Origin of the sequence: Arthrobacter sp. ok362 (assembly GCF_900102785.1) — a bacterium.
In the GTDB taxonomy this organism is placed as follows: Bacteria; Actinomycetota; Actinomycetes; order Actinomycetales; family Micrococcaceae; genus Arthrobacter.
Genome location: NZ_FNGC01000002.1, coordinates 333,499 through 353,228, shown reverse-complemented (window position 1 = coordinate 353,228; position 19,730 = coordinate 333,499). Strand labels below are relative to the sequence as shown.

Sequence of the window (19,730 nt, the reverse complement as noted above, 5' to 3'; positions counted from 1 at the left end):
AGGAGGAAGTCATGACCGACAATCCCGGAGCAGCAGCAGAGTTGGCTGCGACCGACGTGGACGCGACGTGGTACGCGTTGGCACCCGCGGACGTGGCGGCCGAGCTGCAGGTGGACCCGGCCGGCGGGTTGAGCGCGGCAGAGGCGGAGCAGCGGCTGCAGGAGTACGGCCGGAACGCCCTAGCCGCCACGAAGCCGGAACCGGTCTGGAAGCGGTTCTTCAAGCACTACCGGGACTACATGCAGATCGTGCTCGTGGTCGCCGCCTTAGTCAGCCTGTTGATCGGGGAGTATGGGACCGCCATCGGGCTGGCCGTGCTGACGCTGTTTAACGCCTGGTTGGGCTATCACCAGGAAGGCAAGGCCGAGGCGGCCGCCGCTTCCTTGGGGCAAATGATGAAGGCGATGGCCAAGGTGCGCCGCGACGGTGACATGGCGGAGATTCCCGCCGAGCAGCTTGTGCCCGGCGATATCGTGGTGGTCGATGCCGGCGACCGGGTCCCTGCCGACGGCAGGATCATCCTGGCGGCAACCCTCCAGATCGAGGAAGGCGCACTGACCGGCGAAAGCGTCGCTGTCGAAAAGGACACGGCGGCCATCAGCCGGCACGATGTCGGCATCGGAGACCGCCTGAACATGGCGTTCATGAACACCAACGTGACCCGGGGCCACGGCGAGATCCTCGTGACCACCACGGGCATGGGGTCCGAGGTCGGCCATATCGCCCACATGCTGTCCGGCCAAAAGGAGGAGAAAACCCCCCTCACTAAGCAGGTGGACCGGCTGACGATTTTCATCATCATCGCGGCCCTCTTCGCGTTCGTCGCGATCGTAGTGATGGGCCTGGCCCAGGGCGAATCCTTCGCGGTGCTCTTCGGGATCGGCGTGGCCCTGGCGGTCGGCTCGATCCCGGATGCGCTGCCTGCCGTCGTCACCACCATCCTGTCGGTGGGATCGGTCAACATGGCCAAGAAGAATGCCATCATGAAGGTCCTGCCGGCGGTCGAGACGCTGGGCTCCACGTCGGCCATCAATTCCGACAAGACCGGCACCCTGACCCTGAACCAGATGACTGTGCGGGAAATCGTGACAGTACAGCACCACTACACCGTCAGCGGTGAGGGCTACAGCTTCAACGGCCAGATCCAACGGACCACCGGCGACGCCGAACGCGACCTGGACTACGTGATGTTCCCGTGTGCGCTGTGCAACGACTCCGACATCGAGGACGGCGAAGTCATCGGGGACCCCACGGAGGCTGCGCTGTACGTGCTCGCGCAGAAGGGCGGCGTGGACGTCCGGGAGTTCCGCAGGAACAATCCGCGGGTGGCGTCCGTGCCCTTTGACTCCGACTACAAGTTCATGGCCACCTTCCACGTGATGCCGGGCGCCGATGGCAGGCCCGTGGTCAGGGCCTACGTGAAGGGCGCACCCGACGTCGTGCTCAACAGGTCGTCCTCCGGGCGGATGCCGGGCGGCCGCGCCGAGTCCCTCACCGAGGAAATGCGGGGGAAGGTCCTGGCCGCGAACGAGCGCATCGCCAGCCAGGGCCGGCGGGTGCTCGCCCTGGCGCAGCGGGAGTTCGACCCGTCGACGTTCCAGCCGTCAGGGGATCTGATGGCGCTGATGCAGGATCTGGAGATTTCGGCGCTGATTGGCGAGGTGGACCCGCCGCGAGCCGAGGCGGTGACTGCCATCGCCAAGGCGAAACACGCCGGCATCCGGGTCCGGATGATCACTGGTGACCATGCCATCACCGCGGCGGCAATCGCCGACGAGCTGGGTATCCGCGGGCGCGCGGTCACCGGCGCCGAGTTCGCGGCCTTGAGCGACTCCGAGGCCGACAGCCAGGTGGATGGGATCGGGGTGATCGCCCGGGTGGCACCGGAGCACAAAGTCCGGCTGGTCGAGGTGCTCAAGCGCAAAGGCAACGTCGTCGCGATGACCGGCGACGGCGTGAACGACGCACCGGCCATCGCCGCGGCCGACATCGGGATCGCGATGGGCATCACCGGCACCGATGTCGCCAAGGGAGCAGCGAAGATGATCCTGGCCGATGACAACTTCGCCACCATCGTGACCGCGGTCGAGCAGGGCCGGCTCGTGTATGACAACCTGCAGAAGTTCATCCGCATCCAGGTCGCCAACCTGTTCATGTTCATCTTGGCCTTCATCGGCTCGTCGGCGTTCGCGATCGCCGGCACGGCGCTGCTCAGCCCGGCTCAGGTGCTGTGGATCCACATGGCGATCGTCGCCCCCATTGGGGCCGTGATGGGCCTGGACCTCGCGACGCCGGGCATCATGGACCGCAAGCCCCGGCCGTTCAATCAGCCGATCATCGTCCGGTCGATGATGGTGCGCCTGTTCGTCGTCGGGCTGTTCATGGCGGCCGCCACACTGCTCCTCGTGCAAGTTGGCAAGGCCAGCTACGGTTCACTCGAGGTCGGCCAGACCATGGCCATAGTTGGCCTGGGGCTCATGAACATTGCGGTCGCCCTCAATCTGCGTTTCCCCGAGGAGAGCGCGTTCGGGCCTTCCACGGTGTCCAACCCGAAGCTGCTCTGGGCGTTCGGCTGGGCGGTTGTCGGCTCGATGCTGATCACACAGATCCGCGTGCTGCAGGAACTGTTCGGCACCCTCCCGCTCACCGGTGAGCAGTGGCTGATCTGCCTGGTGCCGGCCGTGGTGCTGCTGCTCCTGGGCGAACTGTTCAAGGTGATCCTGCGGGCCAGGCGCGCGGGCGAAAAGGCCAAAGTCGAGGCTGCGCCTGTTCCTGCCTGAGCGCGTCTGCAACTGCTGAGGACCGGAACGCGATGTTCCGGCCCTCAGCGGCATGTGGTGGTCCTGAAGTGCGGGTGCTAGCGGATGAGGCCCTTGAGGACGTTCTTCGGGCGCTGCATTTCGCCGTGCTTGGCGCCGAGAACAATCACCCAGCCGGCGAAGACGGGGATGGCCCACTGCAGGATCTTCAAGTGCTGCTGCGCGGAACGGAGTTCCTCTGAGGCCTCAGGCTTCGGCTCGGTGGCGCCCTTGGCACCCTCGGCGGCCAGCTTATCCACCTTGGCTCCCTGCAGGCCGGCATACAGGGTCACAGCGGCACCGGCGAGGGTGACGACGGACTTGTAGACGCTCAGGCGCGTGACGCCGTCCTGCTTGGCCATCCGTCCCTTGTTTTCCCAGATGACGGCGAGTCCGGAAAGAAAGTGCGCCCCTAACGCCGCCGCCTGGTACGGCGCCCACTTCTTCCAGCCCACGCTTGACAGGCGGGTACGTTCGGCCGGGTCGTTGGCAACAGCTGAGGCACCGTTGAGCCCTATGGCACCCATCAGCGAACCGCCGAACCAGGCGGCTGCCGTCAGGTCGTGAATGGATCGGGCAACAAGATTACCTGCCATGTTGAGCTTCCTATCGTCTGTCTTCGGATCCGAATCGCGGGAGCAGCACCTGACGCTGGTGCCGCCGGGTGCGTGCCCACAAACGCGGGCTTAGTTGCGCTATAGTAAGCACACTTAGCAACAAGTCGGTAGTGTCGACGACCTAGGGCGGCCCACCCGTGAAGGCGCGGCGCCTGCGCGTAAGATCGGGCCATGAAACAAACGGGGCAGCTCTTCGGTTGGTCCTTCGGAGACAAGTCCCGGGCCGACGAGCCGGGATACCTGGACAACCTCCGGGAGGCCGCGCTGGCTAACGCCGAGAAGGACGCCGCCTCGCGCGGTTTCGACTTGGAAGCCGGGGCGGAAACTTACGCGGTGATCGAAAAGGGAGAGACCTTGATCGAACTGGACTCCGCCCCTGGCGGACTCATTGTCCGGTGCACCGTAACGATCGTGGGTCCCGGCGCGGGCGACGTCCATGCCGAAGGCCCCATGAACGGCTAAGAATCGAACAGTGAACAAGCGGATGGGAGCGGGGCGGATGTCGTCCAACGAAACTGCTATCGGGGAAGCGGCCGACGCAGCGGAGGCGGCATCGAACAGTACCGTGCTCGACGTCGTCGCGCGCGCAGGATTCGCCGTCATGGCCCTGCTCCACATCGTGATCGGTTCGATTGCTATCGCGCTGGTGCTGGGCGCCCCCGGCCAGGCCGAACCGACCGGCGCGATCGAGCAACTCGCCGCCAACCCCTGGGGGCCCGTGGTGATGTGGGCCGGGTTCCTCGGATGCGCTGGCCTTTCGCTCTGGCAGCTGAGCGAGGCGACCCTGCGTGCCCGCCATCTCCCGCGCGGGGAACGGCTGGGCAAACTCATCTCCTCCGGCTTCCTCGCCGTCGCCTATGGCAGCGTCGGCTTGAGCTTCGCGGGCTTCGCGCTCGGCAACCGCGGCGATTCCGGAGACTCGACACGGGACTTCAGCACGGCGCTGGTGCAGAGCACCTTCGGAGTCCCGTTGCTGATCGCCCTCGGGCTGACCATCATCGGGATCGGCGTGTACTTCATCGTCAAGGGGTTCGGGAAGAAGTTCAAGGAGGAACTGCACCACTTCGAAGGGACCCACCGCGGCAAGCTGATCAGCGTGCTCGGAGTCACCGGCCACGTCGCGAAAGGGCTGGCGCTGATCCTGACCGGGCTGCTGTTCGTCATCGCCGCGGCGACCAACAACCCCAGTTCTTCCACCGGCCTGGACGGCAGCCTCAAGGCACTCCGGGACCACCCCTTCGGCCCGTACCTGCTCCTGGCGATCGGTGCTGGCTTCATTGCCTACGGTTCGTTCGCCCTGGTACGCGCACGTTTTGGCCGGATGTAGCCACCTTCCGGAGGGTCAGCTTGCCGCTTTCCGCAGCGGCACCACATCGCCTTCCTGGTACAGCAAGGCGCGGATCTCGGACTCGGCGGAATCGGGCCGCTTCGGGTCGATCGTCTCCCCCGCCGCGAAGTGGTCCAGTAGCCGCGGATCCACATAGCTTTTCCGGGCGATCGACGGCGTGTTGCCCAGGACCGCGGCCGCGTCCTGCATGGCGCGGCTCACCGCGCTCTTGCGGGCGGCCACCTTCGCTTGCGGGCCGCTCTGTGCCAGGCTGACCGCTGCCGCCGCCGTCCCCCGCAGGGTGCGGAAGTCCTTGGCGGTGAAGTCCTCCCCCGTGCGCTCCTTGACGTACTCGTTGATGTCCGCGCTCGACACCGGATGCCAACTGCGGCCGTCCTTGTAGGCCAGCAGCCGGGCCTTGCCGCCGCGCCGCTTGAGCTGACGCACGACGGCGGCGAGGTCGGCGTCGTCGATCCGCGACTCCCAGGTCTTGCCGCTCTTGGCCGGGAAACTGAGCCGAAGTTCGTTCTTGCGCACCTTGACGTGGGCGCAGAGTAAAGTGGCGAGGCCGTGGCTGCCGTTTTCGTTGGTGTAGCGCTCCGAGCCGACCCGCAGCGACCCGCTGTCGAGCATCCGAAAGGCGGCCGCCAGCACCCGTTCCCGGGTCAGCCCTTCGGAACGCAGGTCCATGGTCACCAGGCGGCGTGCGGCCGGTAGGGTTTCGGCCAGCTGGAGCGAACGGTCGAACTTCAGCCGGTCCTTCCGCTCCCGCCAGCTCGGATGGTAGATGTACTGCCGCCGGCCCACCGCGTCGACTCCCGTGGCCTGGATGTGTCCGTTGTCGTACGGGGCAATCCAGACATCCGTCCAGGCCGGCGGGATCCCGATGCCCTCCAGCCGCTCCCGCACGGGTCCGGGCGGCAGGGTGGACCCGTCCAGGTCCTTGTAGCTGAACCCCGTCCCGGCGGGGACCCGGCGGTATCCGCGGCCGGACGCGTTGCTGTGACGGAGCCTCATTGGCCGGTCCCTGGCGAATCGTGCTCATCCATGACGGTAAGCCTACTGACTACTGCCCGGGTTTCCACGCAAAGCAAACAACGCGGGGTCACTTCGCGCATAATCCCGCCTGGGATGCGCGCGAAGTGACCCCGCGTTGTTCTGCTTGGAGGCTAGACCTCGACGGCGGCGCCGCGGGAGATCTCCACCATGTCCTCGCGGGGGACCACCTTGATGCGCTCGCGCTGGACGGCGACCCCGTGCGATTCGCCGGCCGCAGTGGCCTTCTCACCGAGGGCGCGCTCGTGCTCGTCCAGGGCCAGCCAGCCTTCCCAGCTGGTGTACTCGACGCCGCGGGCCGCCAGGAGTTCGACGATCGCCTCCGGAGCGGGTGTGGCGGCCAGTGGCAGGTTTTCGCGGTCCTCGAGCAGGTAGGTCACGGTTTCGAGGGCGTCACCCTTGGTGTGGCCGATCAGCCCGACGGGCCCGCGCTTGATCCAACCGGTCGCGTAAATCCCCGGCACGGGGGTGCCGGCGGCATCCAGGACACGGCCGCCGTCGTTCGGGACGACGCCCTTACTGTGATCGAACTCGATCTCGGGGAGGGCGGAACCGAAGTAGCCGATGGCGCGGTACACGGCCTGGACCGGGTAATCGACAAACTCGCCGGTGCCGCGGGCGTTGCCGGTGCCGTCCAGTTCGGTGCGCTCGAATTTGATCCCGGCGACGCGGCCGGGAGCCTCGGCGCTGTCGTACACCTCGACCGGGCTGTGCAGGAAGTGCAGGTGCAGCCGGCGGGACGCGGTGAGTTCGGAGAGGTCCTCGGGCTGTTCGGCGATCCAGTTAGTGAGCGTGCCCACCATGGTCTTGGTCTGGTTGTTGCTCTGGATCTGCCGGTCCGACTCGGCGTCGAACTCGAAGTCCTCGGCGTAGAGGATGATGTCCACGTCCTTGGAGTGGGAGAGTTCGCGCAGCTCCAGGGGCGTGAACTTGACCTGGGCCGGCCCGCGGCGGCCGAACACGTGCACGTCCGTGACGGGCGAGGACTTCAGCCCGGCGTAGACGTTGTCCGGGATTTCGGAGACCAGGAGGTCGTCGGCGTGCTTGGAGAGCATGCGGGCCACGTCCAGGGCCACGTTGCCGTTGCCGATCACGGCGATTTCCTTGGCCTCCAGCGGCCATTCGCGGGACACGTCGGGGTGGCCGTCGTACCAGGACACGAAGTCGGCGCCGCCGTAGGAGCCCTCGAGCTCGATGCCGGGGATGTTGAGGTCCGCGTCCTTGATGGCCCCGGTGGCGAAGATGACGGCGTCGTAGTGGTTGCGGAGGTCATCGATGGACAGGTCCGTGCCGTAGTCCACGTTGCCGAAGAAACGGATGTCGCCGCGGTCCAGGACCTTGTGCAGGGCGTTGACGATGCCCTTGATGCGGGGGTGGTCGGGGGCCACGCCGTAGCGGATCAAGCCATAGGGTGCCGGGTAGCGGTCGAAGAGGTCGATGCTGACGGTGAGCTCGCCGCTCTTGACGGCCTCGCTCTTGGTCAGGATGTCCGCGGCGTAGACGCCGGCGGGACCGGAGCCGACGACGGCGACGCGCAGCGGGCGGGCGGCGGTTCCTACAGGGGTGTTCGTTGACACGGCTGTGTTCCTTTTTCTTCTGCATCCGTTGCTCCACAACTGCCCTTTTGAGGCTTGATAACGGCAGTTATGGAGCAATCGACGGGCTTTACGGGGTCAGTACGCGGGTCTTGGTGGTGCGCGGAGCGTTCGGGGCGGTGGTGCTGTAGTCCGCGGTCTTGAAGTGCGACGGCGCGAACGGGCTGACGCGGACCACGTCGCCGATCACGATCACGGCGGGGTTCACGACGCCGGCGGCCTCCGCCTGGTCCGCGATGGTCCCGAGGGTTCCGATGGTCACTCGCTGGTTAGGCAGGTATCCGTTCTCTACGATGCCAACAGGCGTGCCCTGAGGCAAACCGGCCCGGGCCAGGGAGGCTGCGGAATCGCGCAGCTGGCCCACGCCCATGAGCAGGATCACAGTGTGGTCGGCACGGGCGGGGACCTCGGAGAGTTCCTCGTGGCCGGTGACCACGCTGAAGCCCTTGGCGAGCCCGCGGTGTGTGACCGGGATGCCGGCGGCGGCCGGGACGGAAATGGCCGAGGTAACGCCGGGAACCACTTCGACCTCGACGCCGTGCCGGCGGCAGAATTCGGCTTCCTCGCCGCCGCGGCCCAGGACATACGGGTCGCCGCCCTTGAGCCGGACCACGCGCTGGCCCTGCAAGGCTTCCTCGACCAGGATCCGGTTGATCCCGGCCTGCGGCACCGGATGGTGGCCGGGGGTCTTGCCGACCTCGATCACGCGGACGTCGGGGGCCAGTTCGGCCAGGAGTTCACGCGGGCCGAGCCGGTCCGCCACCACGACGTCGGCCTGGCCAAGGAGCCGGCGGCCGCGGACGGTGATGAGTCCGGTGTCGCCGGGACCGCCGCCCACGAGGGCCACCGATCCGGTGGTTGCACCCATTCCGGAACCACGGTACCGGCGCAGCGGCAGGTCTCCGGTGTCCAGGGCGGTGGCGACGGCGTCGCGCAGGGCCATGGCGCGGCGCGGGTCTCCGCCGGCGTTGACGGCGATCTTGACGTCGTCAACCACGGCGACGGCGGGCGTCCAAGCGGCGGATGCTTCGTGGTCGGAGGCGTTGACGCACCAGACGCGCTGCGCCTCGGCGTCGGCCGAGACCTGCCCGTCCACGGCGGCGTCGCCGGTGGCGGTCTGGACGAACCAGACGCCGTCGACGTCGGAGGGGCGGTACGGGCGGGGTTCCCAGTTCAGGAGGCCGGCGTCGGCAAGTTCAGCCAGCGCCGGGCAGGCGACCGGTGCCACGACGGTGACGCGGGCTCCGGCGTCGAGCAGCCCCTTGGTCCGCCGGGCGGCCACCGGTCCGGCGCCAACCACCAGCACGGGACGGCCGAGGAGCCGCAGCGCCGTGGGGTAAATGTCCTGAATTGCCATGCATCGACGATAGGGCGGCGTCACAGAGCGGAACAACGGTGCGGAAACACCAGTTCACGCAAGGTAATGCCGCGTCACATTGTGGCAATTGCGGCACCGGGCAACGGTCCGGGGCACTTTGACGGCCGGGTCGGCCGCTTTGGGCGGAAACCCCGGCGTGTCGGGGTCAATGTGCCCCCGCTCCGGACGCTGAGGGGCGATCGCAGGGCCGCAGCCGGGGGCAACCGGGACGGGCGCGCCTATTTCACGGCAATGAGTTCGATCAGCTTGATGTCCGGATCCTTGGCGAGCATGGCCGGACCGTGTTCGCCAAGGGCGGCGGGGATGGCGCCGCCCAGGTGGGCCTGCCGGTCCTCCTCGGTATCGAAGGTGTCGAAGATGCCGAAAGTGTTCTCATTGACCCGGAAGGCGTACCAGGAACGAGTTCCTGGTTCGTTGAGCACGATCTCGCGGCCCCCGTTCAGGAAGTCCCACACGTCCTGTTCCTTCCCCGCTTTGGCTTCGACCAGGGCCAGCACGCCAAATTTTGCTGCCACAGCTATCTCCTCGGATTAAGTCTTGGAATCGGGCTCGAATGGGCCGCAACCCGGCCTATAGGCGTGAGTGTAGGCCCGCGGTTTCGGCGGAGCAAGGGTCCGCCAGCGGACCGCAGAAAGCCCGACGGCGAGCATCGCCGCTTAGCATTTTGTGTTCCGGCAAGACCCCGCACACTTATCCGGTGTGATGAGCCATACAATTTACTCCGGCCGGGCTCTCCGGTCAGTCTCAACATGGGGGAAGGGGACTTAGTTGTCTCTGCACGAAAACGGCCGTACTCGTACGCGCCGCCCTGGCCGTATGACCAGGGCACTAGCCACAGCCGGGAGCATCGCACTGATCGCCGGTCTGCTGATGGCTCCGGCAGCACAGGCGCTGCCGATGGAAGTAACGCCCGCCGCTCCGACAAACGTCAGCCCGCCGGTTATTGAGGGCGACCCTGTTGCCGGTGGCACTCTCACCTCGACGGGCGGCCAGTGGAACGGCGCCGGCTGGATCAAGTACAGCTGGATCGTCGACGGTGTCACGGTTCAAGCGGCCGACCACGCGGTTGGCGAAGCTGAGGTGTTTCACATTGATCCGTCCATGGCAAGCAAGTCGGTCCAGCTAACGGTGCTGGCGTCGCTGGAGGCCCAGGGGCCCGGCACCAAGCTGGCTGCCACGCCGGTAACGGTTCGTCCGGGAACCTTCGTAGGGGTCAGCTGGAGCAACGCTGTAGCCGGCAAACCCGTCGTCGGGCAGGCGCTGTCGCTGAGCGCACCGAAGTGGAGCAACACTGCGGTCCAGAGTGCCGCAATCGGCTACCAGTGGTACCGCGGAGCTGGCTTCATCACTGGTGCGACCAAACCGAGCTACACGGTGGCTGCCGCCGACGACGCTCAGAAGCTGTGGGCCAAGGTGACGCTCTCCGCGCCGGGCTTCACCTCAGTGGTACTGACTTCTGCCCAAGTCACCGTCGGGAAGGGAAGCTTTGTGACGGCGCCGGTACCGACAGTCAGCGGTATCGCCAAGGTGGGCCAGCTGCAGACTGTCAATGCGGGCACGTGGGCGCCGACCGGTGCCACGCTCTCCTACCAGTGGTACCGCGGAACGGCAGCCATCGTTGGCGCAGTCAGCCGCACCTACACCACCGCTGCACTCGACTACGGGAAGACGCTCAAGGTCAGGGTGCGTGCAGCCAAGTCCGGCTACACAACGCTGGACCGCTACTCCGCCGCCCGCTCGATTGCTGCCGGGACCATCGCGGCCACCAGGACGCTGACGGTGGTCGGAACCCACCGCTATGGACAGACGGTGAAGGTTTCTCAGGGTTGGACTGCCGGTTCAACCATCCGGTACCAGTGGTACCGGAACGGCGTCGCGGTCAGGGGCGGGACCGGTTACGCCCTGTACCTTAACAGCGGCTACATCGGCGCCCGGGTGAACCTAAAGGTCACAGTCTCCAAGGCCGGATACACGACCCGCTCGGCCACCACTGCGGCAATCACCGTGGGCAAGGCCGTGATCACGTTGACGTCAGCCCCCAGGGTCACCGGAGCGCTGTCCCTTGGATCGACCCTGACAGCCTACGTCGGCACCTACGCGCAGGCACCGTCGGCCTACGCCTACCAGTGGTACCGTAACGGCGCCGCGATCTACGGCGCGCGCTACCGCACCTACCGTCTCACTGCCGCGGACAACGCCAGCTCCATCACGGTCCGCGTGTCCGCCAGTCTGATCGACTTTGATACGCGGGTCACCATGAGTCCGGCGCTGAAACTGCCTGTCTGGGCTGTGACGGTACTTCGTGGTGACGGCACATACCGTGTCGGAACGCAGATCAAGCCCGGTCTGTACAAGGCAACGGGGACCGGCAGCGGATGCTACTGGGAGAGGCTCAGTGGCTTCTCCGGCAGCCTGAGCCAGATCAATGCCAACTACTTTGGAACGGCCCGGACATACGTCCAGATCCTTCCGGGAGACGTCGGATTCAGCTCCCACGGCTGCGGCTCGTGGACGACCGTTCCTTCCACCGGGGCCAAGTCCACACGGATCACAACCGATGGCACTTACCGCGTCGGCATCGACATCCTGCCTGGCACCTACTACGGATATGGAGCAGGAGCGTCCTGTTACTGGGCCACGCTCAGCGGTTTCAGTGGCGAAATAGTTGGCGACATCATCGACAACTACTTCGGTGCGGCCAGGACCATCGTCACAATCCCGGCCGGAACAAGGGGTTTCGAGGTCCATGGCTGCGGCACGCTGACGCGCGGCTGACATACGGACAGCAGAAAGCCCGACGGCGAGTATCGCCGTCGGGCTTTCGTTGTTTGGTATTGCTGAGGTGCTTTAGCGTGTGCTGCCGGCGAGCAGGCCCCGGCGGCGGAGCAGCCGCTTTTCGATCGGGGCGAAGACGAGCAGTTCGATCAGGATGCCGACGGCGAGGATCAGCAGGATCGCGGACATCGCAATGGTCATGTCGGACAGGTCACGGCCCTGGTTCAGCATGGAGCCCAGGCCAAAGCCGATGGTGCCGCCGACGGCGATGATCTCGGCCGCCATCAGCGAGCGCCAGGAGAACGCCCACCCCTGTTTGAGGCCGCCGAGGTACCCGGGCAGGGCCGCCGGCAGGATGATTTGCAGGGCCAGCTGGAGCCGGGACGCACCCAGGACCTTTCCGACGCTGCGGTACTGCGGCGGAATCTGGTCCACACCGGAGATCAGGCCGTTGATGATCGAGGGAATGGCACCCATGAAGACTACGAAATACACGGTGGCGTCGGTGAGGCCGAACCAGAGGATGGCTGCCGGCACCCAGGCCACGGACGGCAGGACCTGCAGCCCGGAGATCAGTGGCCCGAACGCGCGGCGCAGCGGTGCCACCTGGGCCAGCAGGAGCCCCACCGGAGTTGCGATGACCACGCTGATCAGGAAGCCCACGACGCCGCGCTGCAGCGAGGTCCAGACGGCCTCCTGCAGCTTGCCCTCGCCCCACAGGGTTCCGATCTGGCCGATGACATCCAGCGGGCCGGGCACGATGTCGCGCCGCTTGAAGCCGAGGGACACGTACAGCTGCCAGAGGATGACCAGCACCGCGAGCGCAGCCACCGGCAGCAGGATCCGGCTCCAGTCGATGCCGGCTTTGCGTCCGGCATCGGACTGGAGGGAATCGAGGCCCGCCTCGAGCTCGCGCAGGTCTTCCTTGCCGCTGGAAGAACGGGTCAGGGCCGCATGTACTTTGCGGGTCTCAGCCGGGGCTTCCGCCACGGGGAGTTGGTTACTTGGCATGGCGGCGGATCTCCTCGCGTAGCCGGGCGGTGATTTCGCCGGTGAGCTGGCCGGCCAGTCCGGCGTCGGTGCGGTGTTCCTCGCTGACGTGCCATTCCCGCACCACGCGGCCGGGCCGGGAGGAGAGCAGCAGCACGCGCTGGCCAAGCCGGACGGCCTCCCGGACGTTGTGGGTGACGAAGACGATGGTCCGGCCGGTTTCCTTCCAGATGCGTTCGAGCTCGTCATGGAGGAGGTCCCGGGTAATCGCGTCCAGGGCCGCGAAGGGCTCGTCCATGAGGAGCAGCTGCCGGTCCTGGGCAAGCGACCGGGCCAGGGACACACGCTGGCGCATCCCGCCGGAGAGTTCGTGGGGCCGTTTGTCCCCCGCACCGCCCAGGTGCACCAGGTCCAGCAGCTCCCCCGCCCGGACCCTGCGGCCGGCTTTCCCGACGCCGCGCAGCTTCAGGGCCAGCTCGATGTTCTCCCGCGCGGTCAGCCAAGGAAACAGTGCCGCGTCCTGGAACATGAAGGCGGCGCCGTCGCTGGGCACCTCGAGGGCCCCCGACGTCGGGGCCTCCAGTCCCGCCATGATGTTGAGCAGGGTGGACTTGCCGCAGCCGGACGCACCGAGCAGGGCGACGAACTCGCCCTGCCCGATGGTGGCGTTGACGTCGTCCAGTACCGGGGCGCCGTCGCCGAAGCGCTTGCCCAGGTTTTCCAGTACGACTGGCATGGTCTGGTCCTTACTGTTGTGGCGGATGGCTGGAGGCCCGGGAGCTAGTCCTTGCCGAGCCCTTCGGCGGAAATCTTCTTGCCGGCCACACTCTCGCCCAGGACACTGTTGAGCGCTGTGAGGTCGAAGATGCCGTTGATGTCGGCCTGTTTGGTGGTGCCGGCGTCGACGCCGTCTTGGAGCAGTTTCTTGTAGGTGCCGGCGAGCGGGTCGGTGGTGAAGACGATGTTCTTCAGGGACCGGTCGATGACGTCGGCCGGCAACGCCTTGCCGGCGGCTGCCTTGAGTGCGTCATTGAGGACCGTGGCCTTCTCCGCGGCGGGCGCCGCATTGAGCCAGTCCACGGATTCAACATGGCCCTTGAGGAGCGCCTGCACGGTGGCCGGGTGCTCGGCCGCGAACTTCTTGTTGACGATCAGGACCGTGGTGACGAACTCGCCCTTCTCCCACAGGTCCTTCTCGTCGACCAGGACCTTCGCGCCGGCCTGAAGCACCAGGCGGGAGGCCCAGGGCTCCGGCAGCCATGCGCCGTCGAGCTTGCCGTCCTGGAACAGTTTGAGGGTCTGGGCGTTCTCGGTCGGGTTGATCGCGACATCGCCGCTGCCGTCCGTGGAGGTCTTGAACCCCTGCTTGCCGAGCCAGGCCCGGAGGGCCACGTCCTGGGTGCCGCCGAGCTGCGGGGACGCAAGCGTCTTGCCCTTGAGGTCGGCGGCCGAGTTGATACCGGGTTTGACCACCAGCTGCGCCCCACCGGCCGTGGCTCCGGCGATGATGCTGATGGATTGGCCGTTGCTCTTGACGTAGGAGTTGATGGCCGGGTTGGGGCCGATGTAGGTGGCGTCAATGGCGCCGGCGTTGAGGGCCTCGATCGCGGCCGGGCCGGCGTTGAAGGTCTGCGTGGTGAGCTTGGTTGCGCCCAGGTCCTTGGCGATAAGGCCCTTGCTGACGCCGACCAGGGCCGGGGCGTGGGTGATGTTGCCAAAGTAGCCGAGCCGGAGTTCGGCGGCCGGCCCGGCGTCCGCCGCGGCCGCTGCCGGGGCGGTTTCCGGGCCGCGGGACAGCGAGGATGCCACGGCTGCGCCGGCGCCGATCAGGAGTACAAGCCCCGCGACCAGGGCGATCTCTAGGGTGCGTTTGCGCTTGGGTTTGCCGGTCTCGCCAGCGACAATCCGGGTGGTGCCGGGCTGCGTGCCGGGCGCGGGGTTTTCGGGGGTGCGTGACATGGGTGAAGTCCTGTTCTGGGGTGAGTGCGGAGGGCCGGGCTGGTGGTCTAGGGCCGGCGACATCGCCCCTGGGAGTCCCTGCGGGGGAGGCCGGGGAACCGTTCCGTCGTCTTCATTCATTCACCATAGGGAGTGTCATAATCGCGGTTCAACGGCCCGGAAACCGGGGGTCACGCGGGTTCACGCAACGTCACATTTGGCCCCAAAAGACGGCAGCCTGTTTCCTGGCCTGCGGCGCATGGCGGCGGGCGGGGAAACAGGCTGCGCTTGTGGGCCGGTGGGCTAGATCGAGTAGCGCTCGTCCTCGTGGTCGCCGGGGTGGTCCTTGACCAGGCCCGCGGCGAGGGTGCTGCCGTCGAGCGGATCGATCACCAGGAAGGCCCCGGTGCGGCGGTGGTGCAGGTAGTTCTCCAGCGGAAGCGGGGCGGAGAGACGAAGCTGCGCGTGCCCGATGTCGTTGAGTTCCAGGGTGGACGTCGGCTCCAGGCCGAAGCTGGCGAGGTCCAGCTTGCCGGTCACGTTCCGGACCAGGGCCTGGACTGTGCGGGTGCCGTGCTTGACCAGCACCTTGGCCCCCTCGCGGAGCGGCTTGGGCGAGAGCCAGCACAAGGCGGCGTACAGGTCCGCCGAGGCTTCCCGGATGGTGCCGGCCGCCGCGATCGTGTCACCGCGGGCGACGTCGAATTCGTCGGCCAGGCGCAGGGCCACGGACTGCGGGGCGGCCGCCTCGGCAAGCTCGCGGCCCGCGAAGTCGATCCCGGTGACGGCGGTGGTGCGCGGGGCCTGGCCCGGCGTCAGGATGCTGACCTGGTCCCCCAGCTTCACGGAGCCCTCAGTGATCTGGCCGGCGTAGGCGCGGTAGTCGCGGTACGCCTCGGGATCCAGGCCGCCGGCGACGGCGTCCGGAGCCAGCGCGCCCTGCGGCCGGATGACCAGCTGGACCGGGAGGCGGAAGCTCTCCAGGTGGCTTTCGAGTTCGTCGGCGGCCGGCAGGGTCTCCAGGACTTCCAGCAGCGCCGGGCCGTCGTACCACGGGGTCCGCTCCGAGCGGTCGACGACGTTGTCGCCGTCGAGCGCGGAAACGGGGATGACCCGGAGGTCAGCGACGCCGTCACGACCGAGCCCGAGCTCACGGCCGACCTGCTGGACGTCCGCCTCGATCCCGCGGAACACGTCCTCGCTGAAGTCCACGAGGTCGATCTTGTTCACGGCGACGATCACGTGCGCCACGCGCAGCAGCTGCAGCACGGACAGGTGCCGGCGGGTCTGCTCCAGGACACCCTTGCGGGCGTCGATGAGCACGACGACGGCGTCCGCGGTGGACGCGCCGGTCACCGTGTTCTTGGTGTACTGCACGTGCCCGGGGCAGTCCGCAAGGATGAAGCTGCGGCGGTCCGTGGCGAAGTAGCGGTAGGCGACGTCGATCGTGATGCCCTGCTCGCGCTCCGCGCGCAGGCCGTCGGTCAGCAGGGCGAGGTCGATCGCTTTTGTGCCGGTGGCCCCTTCGCCGCCGAAACCGCGGTCCGCGGAGGTGCGGGCGACGGCGTCGAGCTGGTCGGCGAGGATCGCCTTCGAGTCGTGCAGGAGCCGGCCCACCAGCGTGGACTTGCCGTCATCGACGGAGCCTGCGGTGGCGAAGCGGAACAGGGTGGTGGGCAGCGCCGCGGCAACGAGGTCCGGGCCCGGGAGAAACGTTTCCGTGCTCATTAGAAATAGCCGTCCTTCTTGCGGTCTTCCATGGCGGCCTCGGAGATGCGGTCATCGGCCCGGGTGGCGCCACGTTCGGTGATGGTCGAGGCGGCAACCTCAATGACGACGTCGCGCACGGTGGCGGCGGCCGATTCCACGGCGCCGGTGCAGGACATGTCGCCGACGGTCCGGTAGCGGACGGTCTTGGTGATGACTTCCTCCTGTTCGCGCGGCTGGGAGACTTCGCCAACGGCGCGCCACATGCCGTCGCGGGCAAAGACTTCGCGGTCGTGGGCGTAGTAGAGGCCCGGCAGCTCGATGTTCTCGCGCTCGATGTAGCGCCACACATCCAGTTCGGTCCAGTTGCTGATCGGGAAGGCGCGGACGTGCTGGCCCACGGTGTGCCGGCCGTTGTAGAGGTTCCACAGCTCGGGGCGCTGGTTGCGGGGGTCCCACTGGCCGAACTCGTCGCGCAGGCTCAGGATCCGTTCCTTCGCCCGGGCCTTGTCCTCGTCCCGGCGGCCGCCGCCGAAGACGGCGTCGAACTTGTTGCGCTGGATCGCATCCAGCAGCGGGACGGTCTGCAGCGGGTTCCGGGTGCCGTCGGCACGCTCGGCCAGCTCGCCGGAGTCGATGAAGTCCTGGACGGAGCCGACAACGAGCTTCAGGCCCAGCCGTTCCACGGTGCGGTCGCGGAAGTCGATGACCTCGGGAAAGTTGTGCCCGGTATCCACGTGCAGCACCGGGAAGGGCACCTTGCCCGGCCAGAACGCCTTGGTGGCCAGGTGCAGCATGACAACGGAATCCTTGCCGCCGGAAAACAGCAGCGCAGGCTTCTCGAACTCTGCGACGACCTCCCGGATGATGTGAATCGCTTCCGATTCCAAGGTGTCCAAAGACGACAGGCGAGCCGACCGCAGAGCCGGAGCGGCGGATGCCGCCCCGGGAGTGGCATCGGGCCTGCCGTAGCTGGACGGCATGCTGCTTGCAGCATTGCCGTCCAGCGAAGGGGCGGGGGCGGCATCTGCTGCGAAGGCGGTGGTGACCGTCGTCGTCGTGCTCAAGTTGCTCATACGTGTAGTCCGCATTCTGTCTTGTCGGTTCCTGCCCAGCGTCCGGCGCGGGGGTCGTCGCCGGGCGCCACCTTGCGGGTGCAGGGCTGGCAGCCAATGGACGGGTAGCCCTGTGAAAGCAGCGGGTTGACGGGAAGGAGGTTGTCATCGGAATACTGCACCAGCTGGTCGAAGCTCCAGGCCGCCACGGGGTTGACCTTGACCAGGCCATTGGCCTCGTCCCAGGTGATCAGCGGCGTGTTGGTGCGGGTGGGCGCCTCGTCGCGGCGGACCCCGGTGAACCAGAGCTCGTAGCCGGCCAAGGTGCGCCGCAGCGGCGCCACCTTGCGCAGGGCGCAGCACTGCGCGGGGTCGCGGGCGAAGAGGTCCTTGCCCAAGAGCCGGTCCTGCTGCTCCACGGTATTCTCCGGCAGCACGTCCACCACGTTGACGCGCAGGTTGGCCGCCACCTCGTCGCGGGTCGCGTGCGTCTCCGGAAAGTGGTAGCCGGTCTCCAGGAACAGGACGTCGACGCCGGGAAGCTGGTCCGCGACAAGCGCCGGCAGGACCGCATCCGCCATGGAGCAGGCGACGGCGACCATAGGCAGCTCGAAATTGCGGGCCGCCCAGGCGATGACATCGCGGGCCGGGGCGTCCCAGCCGAGTTCGGCGGCGCCGGCCTCGGCGAGGACCTTGAGCTCGTCGTGGGAGCGGAGCACGGCGGTCACTGCAGATCACCCTCTTCGGCGGCGAACGCCCACTCGGCGAAGGTCTGGCCTTCGACGCGTTCCGCCACGAACTTCCGCACTACGCGTTCCACGTAGTCCGGCAAGTCCGCAACGTACACCTTCAGGCCGCGGACGGTGCGTCCGAGGCCGGCCTCTTCGCGGTTCGAGGACGCCAGCCCGCCGCCGAGGTGGACCTGGAAGCCCGGGGTCGGGTCGCCGTCGGGCGTGGGCAGCATCATGCCCTTGAGGCCGATGTCCGCCGTCTGGATCCGGGCGCAGGAGTTGGGGCAGCCGTTGATGTGCAGCGACAGTGCCTGGGGCAGCTGTTTGCTCTCTGCAAGGTCGGCCAGGCGGCGCTCCAGCTCGGCAACCGCCGTCGCCGCAGTAACCTTCGTTTCCACGATGGCGAGCTTGCAGAACTCGATGCCGGTGCAGGCGATGGTGCCGCGCCGGAACACGGACGGGCGGGCGGACAGGCCCAGGGCGTCGAGCTCGGCGACGAGCGGGTCCACCTCGTCCTTGGGCACGTCGAGGACCACGAGCTTCTGGTGCGGGGTGGTGCGCAGGCGCCGTGAGCCGCGGGCTTCGAGGGTGTCCGCGAGCTTGACCAGCTGGCTGCCGGAGAGGCGGCCAGCCAACGGCGTGGCGCCGATGAAGAACTTGCCGTCCTTCTGTTCGTGCACGCCGACGTGGTCGCCGGGCGTGGACGGCTTGGGCGCCGCGGGGCCGTCGGAGAGCTTGTAGCCGAGGTATTCGTCCTCAAGGACCTGACGGAACTTCACCGGTCCCCAGTCGGCCAGCAGGAACTTCAGGCGGGCCTTGGTGCGCATGCGCCGGTAACCGTAGTCGCGGAAGATGCTGGTGACGCCGAGCCACACGTCCGCGGCCTGGTCCGGGCGAACGAATGCGCCGAGGCGCTTGGCCAGCATGGGGTTGGTGGAAAGCGCGCCGCCTACCCAGAGGTCGTAGCCGATGCCGAGCTCGGGGTGGACCAGGCCCACCAGGGCGACGTCGTTGATCTCATGCACCACGTCCTGGCTGGGGTGGCCGGTGATGGCGGTCTTGAATTTGCGCGGCAGGTTGGCCAGCTCCGGGTCGCCGATAAACCGTTCGGCGAGTTCCTGGATCAGCGGCGTGGGGTCGATGATCTCGTCCTTGGCGATGCCCGCAACCGGGGAGCCGAGGATCACGCGGGGGACGTCGCCGCAGGCTTCCGTGGTGGACAGCCCCACGCCCTCGAGCCGGCGCCAGATCTCGGGCATGTCCTCCACCCGGATCCAGTGCAGCTGGATGTTCTGGCGGTCCGTGAGGTCGGCCGAGTCGCGGGCGAAGTCCACGGAGATCTGGCCGATGACGCGCAGCTGCTCGGTGGTCAGCGCACCACCGTCGATCCGCACGCGGAGCATGAAGTATTTGTCTTCGAGTTCGTGCGGCTCAAGCGTGGCGGTCTTGCCGCCGTCGATCCCGGGTTTGCGCTGGGTGTACAGGCCCCACCAGCGGAAGCGGCCGTGCAGGTCGGTGCCGTCGATCGAGTCGAAGCCGTGCTTGGAGTAGACGGACTCGATACGCTCGCGGACGTTGAGGCCGTTGTCTTCCTGTTTCCAGGTCTCGTTGGCGTTCAGCGGCGTGGTGCCGTCCACTTTCCACTGCCCGTGCGGCTTTGCGGCCGGACGGGAGGGGCGTTTGGTGCGGCCGGCGGCAGCCTCGTCCGTGGACGCTCCGGCTAGAGCTGTATCAGTCATGCATCGACTGTAGGGGTGGCCGCA

At 67.4% G+C, this 19,730-nt stretch carries 16 protein-coding genes; 4 read left to right on the top strand and 12 right to left on the bottom strand.

Features of this window, described 5'->3' with window-relative positions; all coding sequences use genetic code 11:
- Window positions 1–11: 11 nt before the first annotated feature.
- Window positions 12–2,780 carry a cation-translocating P-type ATPase gene (locus BLQ10_RS04100; protein ID WP_254785393.1) on the top strand — a complete coding sequence of 923 codons (2,769 nt, stop codon included), beginning with the start codon at window positions 12–14 and terminating at the stop codon, window positions 2,778–2,780.
- A 77-nt stretch (window positions 2,781–2,857) separates the two neighbouring features.
- Here BLQ10_RS04100 and BLQ10_RS04095 read toward each other — a convergent pair whose 3' ends face one another.
- Window positions 2,858–3,394, bottom strand: a complete 537-nt coding sequence (locus tag BLQ10_RS04095; protein WP_091558675.1) for a hypothetical protein — start codon at window positions 3,392–3,394, stop codon at window positions 2,858–2,860.
- 192 nt (window positions 3,395–3,586) lie between these two features.
- Here BLQ10_RS04095 and BLQ10_RS04090 point away from each other — a divergent pair, with 192 nt between their 5' ends.
- Window positions 3,587–3,877 (top strand): hypothetical protein, encoded by a 291-nt coding sequence (locus tag BLQ10_RS04090; RefSeq protein ID WP_091558673.1) that lies wholly within the window; start codon window positions 3,587–3,589, stop codon window positions 3,875–3,877.
- Between the two features lie 37 nt (window positions 3,878–3,914).
- Complete coding sequence (locus BLQ10_RS04085; RefSeq protein ID WP_091558671.1) at window positions 3,915–4,742, top strand: DUF1206 domain-containing protein; 828 nt, start codon at window positions 3,915–3,917, stop codon at window positions 4,740–4,742.
- A gap of 15 nt (window positions 4,743–4,757) precedes the next feature.
- Here the strand turns inward: BLQ10_RS04085 and BLQ10_RS04080 are convergent, their stop codons facing one another.
- The 4 genes from BLQ10_RS04080 to BLQ10_RS04065 form a co-directional block, all read right to left on the bottom strand.
- Window positions 4,758–5,759, bottom strand: a complete 1,002-nt coding sequence (locus BLQ10_RS04080) for a DNA topoisomerase IB (protein ID WP_091558669.1) — start codon at window positions 5,757–5,759, stop codon at window positions 4,758–4,760.
- Between the two features lie 152 nt (window positions 5,760–5,911).
- On the bottom strand, window positions 5,912–7,375 hold the full coding sequence (locus BLQ10_RS04075) for an FAD-dependent oxidoreductase (RefSeq protein ID WP_091558667.1): 1,464 nt from the start codon (window positions 7,373–7,375) through the stop codon (window positions 5,912–5,914).
- A gap of 88 nt (window positions 7,376–7,463) precedes the next feature.
- A complete protein-coding gene (gene cobA / locus BLQ10_RS04070) occupies window positions 7,464–8,750 on the bottom strand; it encodes a uroporphyrinogen-III C-methyltransferase (protein WP_091558664.1) in 1,287 nt (428 codons plus the stop codon).
- 239 nt (window positions 8,751–8,989) lie between these two features.
- Window positions 8,990–9,286, bottom strand: a complete 297-nt coding sequence (locus tag BLQ10_RS04065; protein WP_091558662.1) for a putative quinol monooxygenase — start codon at window positions 9,284–9,286, stop codon at window positions 8,990–8,992.
- Between the two features lie 301 nt (window positions 9,287–9,587).
- On the opposite strand from BLQ10_RS04065, the gene BLQ10_RS04060 reads away from it, so the two are divergent.
- Window positions 9,588–11,546, top strand: coding sequence for a hypothetical protein (locus BLQ10_RS04060; protein ID WP_175558462.1), 1,959 nt, complete (start codon window positions 9,588–9,590; stop codon window positions 11,544–11,546).
- Between the two features lie 72 nt (window positions 11,547–11,618).
- On the opposite strand, the gene BLQ10_RS04055 is transcribed toward BLQ10_RS04060, so the two are convergent.
- The 7 genes from BLQ10_RS04055 to BLQ10_RS04025 all read right to left on the bottom strand — a co-directional run bounded on the left by BLQ10_RS04055 (window position 11,619) and on the right by BLQ10_RS04025 (window position 19,706).
- A complete protein-coding gene (locus BLQ10_RS04055; RefSeq protein ID WP_091558660.1) occupies window positions 11,619–12,557 on the bottom strand; it encodes an ABC transporter permease in 939 nt (312 codons plus the stop codon).
- Complete coding sequence (locus BLQ10_RS04050) at window positions 12,547–13,272, bottom strand: ABC transporter ATP-binding protein (protein ID WP_091558657.1); 726 nt, start codon at window positions 13,270–13,272, stop codon at window positions 12,547–12,549. The genes BLQ10_RS04055 and BLQ10_RS04050 overlap by 11 nt, the downstream gene beginning before the upstream one ends.
- A gap of 44 nt (window positions 13,273–13,316) precedes the next feature.
- Window positions 13,317–14,495 (bottom strand): ABC transporter substrate-binding protein, encoded by a 1,179-nt coding sequence (locus BLQ10_RS04045; protein WP_091558656.1) that lies wholly within the window; start codon window positions 14,493–14,495, stop codon window positions 13,317–13,319.
- 282 nt (window positions 14,496–14,777) lie between these two features.
- Window positions 14,778–16,202 carry a sulfate adenylyltransferase subunit 1 gene (locus BLQ10_RS04040; RefSeq protein ID WP_091558653.1) on the bottom strand — a complete coding sequence of 475 codons (1,425 nt, stop codon included), beginning with the start codon at window positions 16,200–16,202 and terminating at the stop codon, window positions 14,778–14,780.
- Window positions 16,202–17,164 carry a sulfate adenylyltransferase subunit CysD gene (cysD, locus tag BLQ10_RS04035; protein WP_091558871.1) on the bottom strand — a complete coding sequence of 321 codons (963 nt, stop codon included), beginning with the start codon at window positions 17,162–17,164 and terminating at the stop codon, window positions 16,202–16,204. The genes BLQ10_RS04040 and cysD overlap by 1 nt, the downstream gene beginning before the upstream one ends.
- Window positions 17,165–17,253: 89 nt before the next feature.
- Window positions 17,254–17,964, bottom strand: a complete 711-nt coding sequence (locus tag BLQ10_RS04030; RefSeq protein ID WP_091558651.1) for a phosphoadenylyl-sulfate reductase — start codon at window positions 17,962–17,964, stop codon at window positions 17,254–17,256.
- Entirely contained in the window at window positions 17,961–19,706 is a 1,746-nt protein-coding gene (locus BLQ10_RS04025) for a nitrite/sulfite reductase (RefSeq protein WP_091558648.1), read from the bottom strand. The genes BLQ10_RS04030 and BLQ10_RS04025 overlap by 4 nt, the downstream gene beginning before the upstream one ends.
- Window positions 19,707–19,730 lie beyond the last annotated feature (24 nt).

Excerpts from the sequence above, each read along its gene's own strand:
- BLQ10_RS04100 (WP_254785393.1), top strand. The coding sequence starts at position 12 with ATGACCGACAATCCCGGAGCAGCAGCAGAGTTGGCTGCGACCGACGTG.
- BLQ10_RS04095 (WP_091558675.1), bottom strand. The coding sequence starts at position 3,394 with ATGGCAGGTAATCTTGTTGCCCGATCCATTCACGACCTGACGGCAGCC.
- BLQ10_RS04090 (WP_091558673.1), top strand. The coding sequence starts at position 3,587 with ATGAAACAAACGGGGCAGCTCTTCGGTTGGTCCTTCGGAGACAAGTCC.
- BLQ10_RS04085 (WP_091558671.1), top strand. The coding sequence starts at position 3,915 with ATGTCGTCCAACGAAACTGCTATCGGGGAAGCGGCCGACGCAGCGGAG.
- BLQ10_RS04080 (WP_091558669.1), bottom strand. The coding sequence starts at position 5,759 with ATGAGGCTCCGTCACAGCAACGCGTCCGGCCGCGGATACCGCCGGGTC.
- cobA (WP_091558664.1), bottom strand. The coding sequence starts at position 8,750 with ATGGCAATTCAGGACATTTACCCCACGGCGCTGCGGCTCCTCGGCCGT.
- BLQ10_RS04060 (WP_175558462.1), top strand. The coding sequence starts at position 9,588 with ATGACCAGGGCACTAGCCACAGCCGGGAGCATCGCACTGATCGCCGGT.
- BLQ10_RS04055 (WP_091558660.1), bottom strand. The coding sequence starts at position 12,557 with ATGCCAAGTAACCAACTCCCCGTGGCGGAAGCCCCGGCTGAGACCCGC.
- BLQ10_RS04050 (WP_091558657.1), bottom strand. The coding sequence starts at position 13,272 with ATGCCAGTCGTACTGGAAAACCTGGGCAAGCGCTTCGGCGACGGCGCC.
- BLQ10_RS04045 (WP_091558656.1), bottom strand. The coding sequence starts at position 14,495 with ATGTCACGCACCCCCGAAAACCCCGCGCCCGGCACGCAGCCCGGCACC.
- BLQ10_RS04040 (WP_091558653.1), bottom strand. The coding sequence starts at position 16,202 with ATGAGCACGGAAACGTTTCTCCCGGGCCCGGACCTCGTTGCCGCGGCG.
- cysD (WP_091558871.1), bottom strand. The coding sequence starts at position 17,164 with ATGCCGTCCAGCTACGGCAGGCCCGATGCCACTCCCGGGGCGGCATCC.
- BLQ10_RS04025 (WP_091558648.1), bottom strand. The coding sequence starts at position 19,706 with ATGACTGATACAGCTCTAGCCGGAGCGTCCACGGACGAGGCTGCCGCC.